This is a genomic window from Myroides odoratimimus, assembly GCF_004337635.1.
GTDB lineage: Bacteria > Bacteroidota > Bacteroidia > Flavobacteriales > Flavobacteriaceae > Flavobacterium > Flavobacterium odoratimimum.
The window spans coordinates 848,505-861,506 of the sequence record NZ_CP037427.1 but is presented as its reverse complement, the minus strand read 5'-3'; the positions used below and the strand labels follow the sequence as shown (position 1 = coordinate 861,506).

Below are 13,002 nucleotides of genomic sequence, written 5' to 3'. Positions count from 1 at the left end.
GATGTCCATTGTGTGACACGCATGATAATGCGTCTGTACTTTGACATAATCAGTAGGCGTGTGGACTAAATGCGTTTGTGGCTTAGTGGATATGCTAGTGTGATTCCTCCTATCGTCGGAATGACAAGATACTAGATATTATGCCATAGGTGCAATTTCTAATTCCTAATTAATTTAATACAGTGGGAAGTTAAGACTGAAGACTGTTCTGTCTTCTCGTCTGTGGTACGTTAGGTATCCATTGTGCATCTCTACGATATTCTTAGATAGAGGTAATCCAATACCTGCTCCTTCTTCACGGGTGGTGTAGAAAGGGATGAATATCTTTTCTTTAATCTCAGGGATGATTCCTAGTCCACTGTCTTCTATATCTATGTAGATACGATTGTTCTTTTCGTATAAGTTAATATGGATTTCTTTTACCTCTTGTTTGGCAGTGGCGTGTATTGCATTCGTCAATAAGTTGATAAATACTTGCTCCATCTGTTTAATGTCCCACTCTAGATTGATCTGCAGATTTAAGTTTGTTTGTACTTTGATACCGTTATTCTTAAATAGAGGCATCAGAGTTTCTATACTCATCTGTATGATGCGATTAACAGGGGCTGATTGCTTTTTAGGAGAGGTCAGCATGGTTAGCTTTCTATAGTTGTCTATGAATTGCTGTAAGTGATTAGTACGATTAACGATCGTATTGATACTTACTTTGATATCATCCATATCTTCTTCTGACAACTCTTCCTCTTCTAGTATTTCTTGAGTATTATGAGCAAGTGAGTGGATAGGTGTAAGAGAGTTCATGATCTCATGAGAGATAATCTTCATTAGATTCTCCCAAGTATCTTTTTCTTTTTTCTCTAACACTTTCTGAATAGAATCTAATAAAACGATGAAGTACTCTTGATTTTGACTTATTGTATTAGAAGTTTGGAGCATAAAGGTTTGTTTCTCCTCATGCTCTATTTTGATATCGATAGACTCTTTAGACTCTTTAAAGTTTAGCTGTTGTAGATGATGGGTTAGTGTAGGGAGTAGTCGTTCTAGGTTTGTCCAAGACCTAATCTTCGGTATATCGAATAGGGAAGAGAAGTAATCATTAATAAGGAATATGTCCCACTTATCGTTCTTCTTCTCTAGAATTAGAATACCTGTTTCTATATTGTTTAAAATATTTAGATAGACGAGCTCGCGTATTTCGTTTTGCTGTTGTTGTGTTTGCAGTTTATGGTAGAGCTTCTGTAAGTTGTTTAGTGTCTCATTAGGTTGCTCTTTTGTTGTCTTAAGCGAATAGTCATCATACATCATCGCTAGTACGATACGGTCTATGGCTGTGTAATATTTCTTCTGAAAAAAGAAAAGTTCAACGAATAAAGCGACTATCAGTATACATACCAAGACAAAGGAATACACAAGGTCCTTAGTGAACAAATACATGCCTAACAATCCTAATAGAAGGATGACTATAATGCGCAAGAAGGCTTTAAAGTGGAATGATTGCATAGGATTAAACTTAGTTTTTGATATTGTATTTTTCTAGTCTTCTGTATAACGCGGCTCTAGATAACCCTAGTTCTTCAGCCGTCTGAGAGATATTGCCATCGTACTTCTCTAGTGCTTTAAGGATAGAGATACGCTCCATATCTTGTAAGGTATTCTCTTCTGTAGAGGTATCGTTAATCATAGTTGGCGAAATACCGAAATCATGAAGGTTTAGCTCATCCTCTTCTGTTAGAATTAATGCGCGCTCTACACGGTTTTGCATTTCGCGTATATTTCCTTTCCAGTCGTAGTAAGTTAAGGCTTGCTGAGTAGATTCGCTAATACTTGGTACAGTACGGCTATATTTATGTGCATACTCTTCCACAAAGAATTGTAGTAGAGGTAAGATATCTTCTAGGCGATCTCTTAATGGCGGTAGCTGTAGTGTCACGGTGTTAATACGGTAATATAAGTCTTCTCTGAATGACTTCTCATTGACCTCTTGTTCTATATTAGCATTCGTAGCTGTGATGATGCGGATGTCTACAGGACGAGCTTTAGACTCCCCTAGTCGAATCACGCTTTTAGATTGGATGACTTGAAGAAGTTTGGCTTGTAAGTGAAGAGGTACATTGCCGATTTCGTCTAAGAATATAGTACCACCATTTGCGGCTTCGAAGCGACCTTCCGTATCTTGTTTAGCATCTGTAAAAGCTCCTTTAGCATAACCAAATAGCTCACTCTCAAAAAGATTTTCGTTTAAAGACCCCAAGTCTACATGGATGAATGGTTGCTCTTTTCGAGGAGAATTGTCATGTATATGTTTTGCCAATACGTATTTACCTGTACCATTCTCTCCTAATATTAGTGCATTAACATCCGTTTTAGCTACACGACTAGCCATCGTATATACTTTCTGAATGCTAGGAGCCTGGCCTATAAATACGTTATCTTCTTTTTGTGGTTTGTCTACTACTGTTTCTTTTTTGCGCAGTTGCTTGACTACTCCTTTTACGGTTTCTATAAGTGCTTCGTTATTCCATGGTTTTAGGATATAATCTACCGCTCCGAGTTTGATTCCCTCTACCGCAGTCTCTACATTACCATAAGAAGTCATCAGTATAATCTGTGTATTCGGTGCAATATTCTTAATCTCTTTAAACCAAAATATCCCTTCTTTACCATCTTCGAAGCCTACGCGATAATTCATGTCTAGAATAATCACATCTACTTCTTGTTGAGAAAGTATTTCTGCTATTTTTTTTGGGTTATTATTCGTCAATATGGTTTCAAAGTGTCTTTTTAGCAACATTTTTGCTGCGATAAGAACTTCAGAATTGTCGTCTAATACAAGAATTGTAGCGTTAGTTTTTCTCATGGTGTAAAGGTTTATTTCAAAAGCGAACGTTTTAGTGTCCGAAACTGAACAGTTTATTTTTTGATCAAATATTAAGTTGTTGATTTGTAATGATTAATGTGTTCATTAATGATTGGCACATTATTGTTATTATATCTATAAAACAATTAATAATGGATCGTACTATTCCTCGTAAAAATAGAAAAAAAGTTAAGATAATACTTGTTTCAGTTGGTATTATCGCTTTGCTATTGATCAGTTATATCACTTTTTTTCAGCATATCGCTTTAAACGTTTCTAAGAAAGAGATACGTATTCGTCCTGTAGAAGAGAACTTCTTCGAAGAGTATATTTCTTTTCAGTCTCAGGTAGAACCATTGCATTCTTTGTTAGTTAATATCACAGAAGGAGGAGCGGTGATGGAGAGGTTAGTAGAGAATGGTAGTATGGTAGTACAGGGACAACCTTTAGTAAGACTGTATAATCCGAGTTCTGAGTTTAACTTTATGTCTCAAGAAGCTTCTCTGATCGATCAAATGAATAATTTGAATGTGAATAAGATGAATATTCGTAATCAAGAGTTAAATTTAACGAAAGATTTGATAAGTATCGAGTACGATTATAAGAATGCAGAGCTACAGTATGATCTGAATAAGAAATTATATGATCAAGAGATATTGTCAGAGAGTGATTGGAACAAAACAAGAGAGGCTCTAACATATCAAAAAAAGCGTAAGGCGCTGATGGAAGAGAGTATCCAAAAAGAGAAACAAAGTAATGCGTTACAAGTAAAACAAATAGATCAATCGATAGCTGTCATCAATAGAAGCTTAGAGCAGCTAAGAGAGAATAAACAGAATTTCTTATTAAAAGCACCTGTATCGGGGAGGCTGTCATCGTTCGAGGCTATATTAGGAAAGACGTATAACGGAGGAGAGAGTATCGGTAAGATAGATGTGATGGAAGGATATAAGCTAGTCGCACAGGTAGATGAGTTCTATCTCGATAAAATAATGCTTAAGCAGAGAGGGCAGATTGATATGAAAGGGCAAATCACGAATGTAGAAGTGATCAAAGTGTTGCCTGAGGTAAAGAGTGGTAGATTCGAAGTACACCTAGCTTTCGATACAGAAAAGGAGCTAAAACTACAGGAAGGGACGACCTTTGGAGTGAAGTTATTCTTGTCAGGAAAAGAGAAAGCGCTCTTATTACCTAAAGGTAATTTCTTTCAAGACACAAAAGGAGAATGGGTATATGTAGTGAAAAATAATAAGGCTACAAGAAGGAATGTAGAGATAGGACGCGAGAATCCTGCTTACTATGAAGTCATATCAGGCTTAGAAGTAGGGGAGGAAGTGATCGTATCAAGTTATAAAGATTATTTAAGAGTAGAACATTTAAACATAGAAGAATAATTATGGTAATAACTATTAATCAAATGTCTCGTGTATTTCAGACAGAAGAAATAGAGACAACAGCTTTAAATCAGGTTTCTTTAAATGTGAAAAAAGGAGAGTTTATCTCTGTTATGGGACCTTCAGGATGTGGAAAGTCAACACTGTTAAATATCATCGGACTATTAGATAATGCGAGTAGTGGAAGCTACCTATTATTAGACAAGGAGATGGTGGGATTAACAGAAAGTCAGCGAGCACAGATTAGAAAAGAAAACATCGGATTTATCTTCCAGAACTTTAATCTAATCGATGAGTTGACAGTGTATGATAATATAGAACTTCCTCTAATCTATAATAAAGTGCCTAGTAGTGAGCGCAAGAAGAGGGTAATGGAGATAGCAGAACGCTTGAACATAGTACATAGATTAAAACATTATCCACAACAACTATCAGGAGGACAACAACAACGTGTGGCTGTAGGGCGTGCTTTAGTAACGAACCCTAAGATTATCCTAGCCGATGAGCCTACAGGTAACTTAGATAGTAAGAATGGTAACGAAGTAATGGAATTATTAACAGAACTGCACCAACAAGGAGCTACAATCATCATGGTGACTCACTCGAATCACGATGCTTCGTACTCAGAACGCACGATTTTAATGAAAGATGGAATGATCTTATCAGAGAAAATGAATACTAAAATCGTAGATGTTTTTGCAGAATAAAAACACAGAATTATGATACGTTTTTTATTAACACTTGTAGCCGCGCTATTGTCCTTTATCATGCATGGACAAGGTAAGCAAATGGTTACTATCGCTGGAGGAGTACAAAGTATAGAAGTATCTTCTATAGTGATAGTTAATGTTGATGCAACTAGGGATTCTAATACAGTAGAAATAGTCACTGATATGGAGAGCCCAGAAGAGTTAGTACAAATCAGACAGGTAGGAACTAAATTGTCTATTGAATCCAAATCTCCAAACAGAAGATATAAAAGTATAGGAAAGATTACAGTGAATGTTTCTCAGAAGTCAGTACTTACTTATTACGCTAGTGCTATGGCTAGAATAGTGGTGTCTGGTAGAGTATCTGGTGATAGCGCTAAGATATCTGTTGATGGGGCTGGATCTATAAATGCTAATTTCTCTGTGAATACAATCAGTATTAATGTAGACTCAGCCTCTAAGTATGTTGGTAATGTAACAGCGAAGACAATGAAGGCTAATGTAGACTCAGCAGGTCGTGTGGAAGTGACAGGAGATGTCGAATCCCTTGTAGTCAATGTGGATAGTGCAGCGACATTCGCAGGCAAAGGCTTAAAAGCAAAAACAGTAAAAGCTGAGGTAGACTCTATGGGGAAGGCAGAAGTGTATCCTACAGAAAGTCTAAATGCTTATGCAGACTCTATGGGTAAAGTGGTGTACTATAATACACCAAAAGAATTAAAGAAATATACAGATTCTATGGGATCAGTTAAGGCAGGTAATTAGTGTTATGCTAAAGAATTGGTTTAAAATATATATTAAAAATATCAGCAACTCTAGATTGTTCTTTTTGTGGAATATCATAGGGTTAGCTATTGGTATGGCTTCTGTTATCCTAGCAGTGACTTACTATAAGAGTGAGTATAGCTATAATAGATGGATACCTAAGGTAGGTAATATGTATGAAGTAAACCTAGAGATGGGAAAACAATCCAATTCTATCTATATCCCTGCAGGGGTAGGACCTTATTTATTAGAGAATCGATTAGCTGAAGACTACTGTTACTACGCGTTAGAGTATTTAGATTTCTATGGGGAGAGCAAAACAGAACAAGGAGTTGTAAGTAAGATATTGAATACACAAGATACGTTCTTTCACTTTTTTCCTTTTGAATTTAAGTATGGCGATAAAGATAGACTGTTCATAGATGACTATTCTATAGCAATATCTTCTAATCTAGCTACTCGTTTTTTTGGAGACACAAATCCCGTGGGTGATACACTGTCGTTAGCGCATCAGAAGTATGTTGTAAGAGGGGTGTATGAATTAAATCAACGTGCTACGATAATGCCTGAGGTAGTACTTGCTTCTATAGACTTTGATGAAATAGAAGAGTATGAGTTATGGCAAGAGAATGTAGGTGGACTCGTGTTTAAAAAAGCAGAAGGAGTAGACCAGGTTAAGTTATTAAAAGAACTAGAAGAAGTTTACTACAATAAGAAAAAGAAGAATAAATACTTTGATGATAGAGGAGATGAGGTTACTTCTAAGTTAGTTCCATTAGCAGAAGCTCGATTTGAATCTAAGCAGAGTACTCTATTAGAAGGAAATACAAAGAGAGAAACAATAGGGTTAATCAGTGGGTGTTCGTTCTTAATCTTTTTACTGACTGTAGTGAACTATATCAGTCTGAATCAGTCTAATGTCTTAAGTAGAGCAAAGGAGTTGTCTCTTAGAAGAATTATAGGAGCTTCAAAAGGACAGTTGGTATTACAGTTACTTTTTGAGACGGTACTGAATGTCTTAGTTGCGTTAAGTATTTCTTTGGTTTTAGTAGAATTGAGTTTACCTATCTACAACAGTTTTTTACATCAACACTTAGTATTCTCTTGGGAAGCTATGGGGATTGTGATTTTACTGATAGGTGGAGGAATTATTTGTCTAGGAGGTTTGTTACCTGCTTTATACGGTAGTATTATCGCTAGACAACACACTAAGGGAGGGCAAGTACAGCTTCATTTAAGTATCTCTAAGTGGAGAATGGCATTCGTGGGAATACAGTTGGTGATTGCTTTCTTTTTCTTAATCGCTGGATGGCTAGTGTATAATCAGGTGGATTATATGCAAAGCAAAGAATTAGGATTTAAGGGAGAGCAGGTATATCAAGTCAAGCTATATACACAACAGATCAGACGTAAGATGTATAGATCATCTAAAGTCATAGAGCAAATAGCGGATATAAAAGGGGTGAAAGGTGTAGGGCTGTCTACGATCTCTTTTAAAGGAAATAGTATGAATACGAACCATACGGTTTATTACCAACAACAGAAAATAACGGACTTCATCATGGATGGTGTAGATGAAGGGTATATACAGATGATGGGATTCAATATGCTGGCGCTTCAGGAGGATATAGATGAAGATCTCCCAACCGTATATGTCAATGAGAAATTTGTTACTCAACTAGGTAAACAACCTAGTGATGTAGTAGGAGAGGTCATAGCATATGACAGTAATACATTTATCATAAAAGGGGTAATAGGAGACTTTAATCGAGACGGATTTGAAGAGAGTATAAAGCCAATGCTTCTGTTTCACTGGAGAGATATAGAGTTTTTGCCTTATGGTATAGAGTCTCTATCTGTGCAGATAGATCCAGAGATAAAGGAAGAAACTCTAGAACGTCTACAAGCGTTCTGGATAGTGAATGTCGATTATGAGTATCCGTTTGAGGTGATGGCTGTGAAGAAACAGTTTGCTCAGACTTATCAGAAAACACTATCACAGCGCAATATGTTTATGTTGTGGAATGGAGCAGTAGTGTTGATCGCTCTGTTTGGACTCTACGCGGTGATGTCCTTTGCAATAGAACAACAATTAAAGGAAATCGTGATCAGAAAAGTATTAGGGGCTAGTGAGAAAGAACTCTATCTGAAGTTACTAAAGCCTTTTATATATGCTCTGGGGATTACTTATGTATTAGTACTATACCCTACATATTGGTTGATGAGTAAATGGTTAGGTAGGTTTGTAGATCATACAGATATTTCGGTTTACCCATTTGTACTTTCTTTAGTGCTACTCTCTGTTTTAGTCTTTGTGGTTTTAGCAAGTAAGCTGTATAAGGCTGTTAAAATCAATATTATTAATTATATCAAATACGAATAAAAATGTTAAAGAACTGGTTGAAAATATATTGGTACAATACGATGAAGCACAAGATGTATTTCTTGTTGACAGTAGTAGGATTAACACTAGGTATTGCGTCAGTTGTATTAGCATCATTATACTATCTAGAAGAGTCTAGTTATGATCAGTGGAATCCTTATAAGGATGAGGTGTATCTCGTAGAGACTGTAGCTCCGAATTTCTCTATGACAGATCAGTTCCGTCCTATGGGAAGATATCTAAAAGATAATTATAAGGAACTAGATGATTATATGTATTTTGGATATAATGGTTCTTTAAATTTTATTTATAATGAGAAGACAATAGATGTAAAGGATACATATGCTGTACAAGATAACTACTTTGAGTTTTTTCCATTCGAGTTTGTATATGGTAATGCTGAAAAAGCGTTAGTTAATCCTAATGATGTAGCGATAGATATTAAGATCTCTGAAGCACTATTTGGGGAAGGAGTAAACCCAATAGGTAAGACAATAGAAGCTATTAATCCAAACTATGATAGTCAGGGTAACACTAGGTTTATAATCTCTGGTGTATACAAAATAGGAGACCTACGCAGTTCTTTTGCTCCTAATGCAGTTATGAATAATTTGACTGAAAAGTCTAGGGACAGTGATGACTGGACGAAGGAATTTGGATTAAATCTATGTGTGAAGACTAAACAGCCTGAAAAAATTAAAAATGCTATAGTGGAGCTTAGAGATAAATATGTTGCCATTCCTAATGCAGAGAAGGATGGTCTAACATTAGAGCAATATAAAGAAGAAGAGCCTTTTAAATACTATACAGGAGATATTGTATTAAATAAGCTTGCAGATGCTCGTATGCTACCGAATAAAAGGTTATTCCCTGCAGGTAGTGCAAATGTGCAAATGTTAAACATAAGTATCTTCTTATCTATGACGATACTCTTACTTTCTATTTTTAATTATGTCAATCTATCATTAACGCAAGTAGTGAGTAGAGGAAAAGAAATAGGAATGAGAAGAGTAGCTGGTGGAGGTAAGAGAAGTTTTTATCAGCAGAGTATTTTTGAAACTGCTATTGTGGTTATTCTTTCTTTAGTATTAGCTATTTGTATTATTGAGCTCATTCTGCCTTATATCAATGTGTATTTAGAGACGAATATCACATTTTCGTTTATCAATGATTTAGCTGTTCTTATCGTTATTGCCACTTTAGTGATTCTGATATGTGGTGGTATTCCTGCTTTTTTTGTTTCAAAATTTGAGACTGTCAAATTATTAAAAGGAAATATAATAGGAACTAGAGGAGGTAAATGGCTTAGTAATGGTTTTTTAGTTCTTCAATTTACAATAGCTTGTTTCTTTATTATAGGTTCTATCATCGTCAATGCACAAGTAAGTTATATGCTCAATAAAAGTCTTGGTTTTAAAGGAGATCAAGTTATTAATATAGAGTTTCTTAATCATAATAGTTATACAGGGAAACGTGCTACTAAATATGCAAGCTTTAAAGCCGAACTAGAAAAGATTAGAGGAATTGAGTCGGTATCTACTAGTACTATAGGTTTTGGAAATACTTCAAATGGTGTATTTGGCACCTATCATAACAACGGGAAAGAGAATTTGATGATTAGTAATGTTATGATAGACTATGATTTCTTCGATGTATTAGAGATTAAGCTAAAAGAAGGTAGGATGTTATCTGCTCAATTATCTTCTGATAGTTTAGATAATGCGGTGGTGAATGAGACTTTTGTTCGTAGGATGAATTTGACTAATCCTCTTGATACTTCAATAGAACAGTTAGGCAAGAAGAAAACAGTAGTGGGAGTAATTCAAGACTTTAATATCGATAGACTTGAAGTAAAAATATTACCATCTGTATATTCTTATATGCCAGAGACTAAGCATAGCTATGGGATGTATTCTGTTATATACATAAGGGTGGCTCCAGAATATTTTAGTAAGACTATTATAGATATCGAGAAGCTGTGGAAGAAGTACAATATAGAAGAAAGGGATGTGTTTCAATACAAGTTTGTAGATAAGCAGTTTGCAGAGACTTTCCATAAAGTACAGATGGAGAAGAGAATATTTAATATTCTAAGTACTGTAGTTGTATTCATTGCTTTATTTGGACTGTTTGCTGTATCGTCTTTTACAATAGGAACAAAGCTAAGAGAAGTAGCTATCCGCAAGGTATTAGGAGCTGAGACTTTCGGACTGTTAAGACAATTGACATTTCAGTATATAATCTATTGCTTGGTTGGATTCGGTATAGCAGTATTCCCTAGTTATTATTTTTTAAATAAGTGGTTAGCGAATTATGCGTACCGCATAGAGATCGAATGGGGTGTGTACGTGTATAGTTTATTGTTGATTTTAGGATTGACATTGTTGATTGTTATCAGTCGTGCTTATAAGGCGACTAGAGTAGATGTATTAAAGTATATCAAATACGAATAGAGATGTTAAAGAACTGGTTAAAGATTTATTGGTACAATACGATGAAGAACAAGATGTATTTCTTGTTGACAGTCATAGGGTTGGCGATAGGTATTGCGTCAGTTACATTAGCATCGTTATATTATCTAGAAGAGTCTAGTTATGATCAGTGGAATCCTTATAAGGATGAGGTTTTTGTTTTAGAGACTAAAAGTGATCAGTTTTCTAGTGATAGTCAGCCTTTTGGATTAGGATATTCCTTAAAGGATAATTACCCTATAGTAGAAGACTATATGTATTATAATGGAGTATATTTTCAGACAAATGTAAAAATAGATGAGAAGGAATATGCTATTGAGAGAGTAATATATGCTCAGAAAAATTTCTTTTCTTTTTTCCCTTTTGAGTTTATTTATGGCAATGAGAAAACAGTGTTTAATAATCCAAATGATATTGCTATAGAGTTAGAATTAGCTGAATTACTATTCGGTAAAAATGTTAATCCATTAGGAGAAGAAATTGAGATAAAGGATGTTAAGTATAGTGTATCTGCTGTCTATAGAATAGGACATGATATAAGAAGTTCTATGAGTCCTAATATTGTAATAGATAAGTTAAGTACTGAAGAGATAGCGTCTAGAGGAGATTGGTTTACAAGTAATTATAATTTAGTAGTTAAAACCAAAGATAAGGAACAGGCTAGGGTAGCTATTGATAATTTATTCTATGAACACTTTTATACTGTTTTAGCAGAGTCTAAAGGAGTTTCTGTAGAAGAATTTGTAGAGACTACCTTTAAAAGCTTCTATGCTAAGAGTTATTTATTACCCTTAAATGGCGCTAGAATGAATGCAATAGGTTATTTTTTTCCTGAAGGGAATACTAATCTATTGATGTTGAAGATTATAGTGGGACTTTCTGTTATGATTCTATTGTTGTCCATATTTAATTTTATCAATCTAGCACTATCTCAGTCTTTGAATCGAACTAAAGAAGTTGGGGTGAGAAAGGTTTTAGGCGCAAACAGAGGCTTAATTATTAGTCAAGGACTATTTGAATCTTTTATAACAACTGGAATAGCTTTATTATTAAGTGTTATTATTTTAGAATTATTAGTGCCGTTCATAAATGTATTTGTGGGTACAACGATTGAGTTCTCGTTTTTTAAGTTTATAGGCTTATTATCGAGTGTATTAATAGTTGTCACTCTCTTGGTGGGTATCTTACCAGCACTATATCTCGATAAGATGGATACGTTATCAGCACTTAAAGGTTTTATCTATAAAAGCACTAGTGGAAGAATACTAAAAAACAGTTTTTTAGTAATACAGTTTGTTATTGCTAGTTTTTTTATCACCAGTGGGATATTAATACACCAACAGGTTAATTATATGCTTCATAAAGATCTTGGCTTTAAGGGAGATCAGGTAATAGGTGTGTTATTTGACGAAAATAATCAGTACAATGAGTCATCTGATCGATTAAGTAAATACTATAATTTTAAAGAAGAACTTCTACAATTAAAAGGAGTGGAGGATGTGTCAACAGCTTCTTCACACTTTGGAAGTGGTGCATTATCTAATGTCTTTACTTATCATTCGTATCAATCAGAACAGTTCTTAGTAGAGCAAATCGGAATGGATTATAATTACTTTGATCTATATGATATAAAGATGAAACAAGGGAGAAATATATCTTGTCGCTTTGCTTCTGATAGTATTAATAACATCATTGTCAATGAGGCCTTCGTTAGAGAAATGAAAGAGAAAGAACCTCTTGGGAAGTTTATAGAAGACAAAGGTTTTAAGTACACAATCATAGGTGTGGTAGATGACTATAATAATGAAAGATTAGCAAACGAAGTAAAACCTAAGATTTACTACCACTTTCATACTAATCAAAGGATAAGAAATAATTTTCTGTATGTCTCTATTAAATTAAGTAAAGATAAGATAGAACCTACTCTAGAAGCTGTTGAAAAAATATGGAAGAAATATAATATAGATAGTAAAATTCCTTTTGTTTATGAATTTGTAGATCAACGTTATGCGAAAACTTTTGACCGTGTTTTATTAGAGAGAAAAGTATTTAGAGTATTAAATTATACAGTTGTATTCATTGCTTTATTTGGCTTGTTTGCCGTATCGTCTTTTACAATAGGAACAAAGTTAAGAGAAGTAGCGATACGCAAGGTATTAGGAGCTGAGACTTTCGGACTGTTAAGACAATTGACATTTCAGTATATAATCTATTGCTTGGTTGGATTTGGTATAGCAGTATTCCCTAGTTATTACTTTTTAAATAAGTGGTTGGAGAATTATGCGTATCGCATAGAGATAGGATGGAGTGTATACGTGTATAGTTTGTTGTTGATTTTAGGATTGACATTGTTGATTGTTATTAGTCGTGCTTATAAGGCGACTAGAGTAGATGTATTAAAGTATATCAAATACGAATAGAG

8 protein-coding genes are annotated in these 13,002 nt (G+C 34.7%); 6 read left to right on the top strand and 2 right to left on the bottom strand.

Features of this window, described 5'->3' with window-relative positions:
- Positions 1–174: 174 nt before the first annotated feature.
- Both E0Z07_RS04000 and E0Z07_RS03995 read right to left on the bottom strand, forming a co-directional pair.
- Positions 175–1,500, bottom strand: a complete 1,326-nt coding sequence (locus tag E0Z07_RS04000; RefSeq protein WP_006264558.1) for a sensor histidine kinase — start codon at positions 1,498–1,500, stop codon at positions 175–177.
- Between the two features lie 10 nt (positions 1,501–1,510).
- Positions 1,511–2,857 (bottom strand): sigma-54-dependent transcriptional regulator, encoded by a 1,347-nt coding sequence (locus E0Z07_RS03995; RefSeq protein WP_006262324.1) that lies wholly within the window; start codon positions 2,855–2,857, stop codon positions 1,511–1,513.
- Positions 2,858–3,009: 152 nt separating this feature from the next.
- Between E0Z07_RS03995 and E0Z07_RS03990 the strand changes: the two genes are divergently transcribed.
- Genes E0Z07_RS03990 through E0Z07_RS03965 form a run of 6 tightly spaced genes read left to right on the top strand, consistent with a single transcriptional unit; the run spans position 3,010 to position 13,000 of the window.
- On the top strand, positions 3,010–4,251 hold the full coding sequence (locus tag E0Z07_RS03990) for an efflux RND transporter periplasmic adaptor subunit (RefSeq protein ID WP_156860084.1): 1,242 nt from the start codon (positions 3,010–3,012) through the stop codon (positions 4,249–4,251).
- Between the two features lie 23 nt (positions 4,252–4,274).
- On the top strand, positions 4,275–4,958 hold the full coding sequence (locus tag E0Z07_RS03985) for an ABC transporter ATP-binding protein (protein WP_006262323.1): 684 nt from the start codon (positions 4,275–4,277) through the stop codon (positions 4,956–4,958).
- A gap of 12 nt (positions 4,959–4,970) precedes the next feature.
- Positions 4,971–5,726: a GIN domain-containing protein gene (locus E0Z07_RS03980; protein WP_131540315.1), complete on the top strand. Its 756-nt coding sequence runs from the start codon at positions 4,971–4,973 to the stop codon at positions 5,724–5,726.
- A gap of 4 nt (positions 5,727–5,730) precedes the next feature.
- Positions 5,731–8,109, top strand: coding sequence for an ABC transporter permease (locus tag E0Z07_RS03975; RefSeq protein ID WP_131540314.1), 2,379 nt, complete (start codon positions 5,731–5,733; stop codon positions 8,107–8,109).
- Positions 8,110–8,111: 2 nt separating this feature from the next.
- Positions 8,112–10,562 (top strand): ABC transporter permease, encoded by a 2,451-nt coding sequence (locus E0Z07_RS03970; protein WP_131540313.1) that lies wholly within the window; start codon positions 8,112–8,114, stop codon positions 10,560–10,562.
- Positions 10,563–10,564: 2 nt separating this feature from the next.
- Entirely contained in the window at positions 10,565–13,000 is a 2,436-nt protein-coding gene (locus tag E0Z07_RS03965; protein ID WP_131540312.1) for an ABC transporter permease, read from the top strand.
- The last annotated feature ends 2 nt before the right edge of the window (positions 13,001–13,002 follow it).

Coding starts and splice junctions, on each gene's coding strand:
- E0Z07_RS03980 (WP_131540315.1), top strand. CDS start 4,971: ATGATACGTTTTTTATTAACACTTGTAGCCGCGCTATTGTCCTTTATC.
- E0Z07_RS03975 (WP_131540314.1), top strand. CDS start 5,731: ATGCTAAAGAATTGGTTTAAAATATATATTAAAAATATCAGCAACTCT.
- E0Z07_RS03990 (WP_156860084.1), top strand. CDS start 3,010: ATGGATCGTACTATTCCTCGTAAAAATAGAAAAAAAGTTAAGATAATA.
- E0Z07_RS03985 (WP_006262323.1), top strand. CDS start 4,275: ATGTCTCGTGTATTTCAGACAGAAGAAATAGAGACAACAGCTTTAAAT.
- E0Z07_RS04000 (WP_006264558.1), bottom strand. CDS start 1,500: ATGCAATCATTCCACTTTAAAGCCTTCTTGCGCATTATAGTCATCCTT.
- E0Z07_RS03970 (WP_131540313.1), top strand. CDS start 8,112: ATGTTAAAGAACTGGTTGAAAATATATTGGTACAATACGATGAAGCAC.
- E0Z07_RS03965 (WP_131540312.1), top strand. CDS start 10,565: ATGTTAAAGAACTGGTTAAAGATTTATTGGTACAATACGATGAAGAAC.
- E0Z07_RS03995 (WP_006262324.1), bottom strand. CDS start 2,857: ATGAGAAAAACTAACGCTACAATTCTTGTATTAGACGACAATTCTGAA.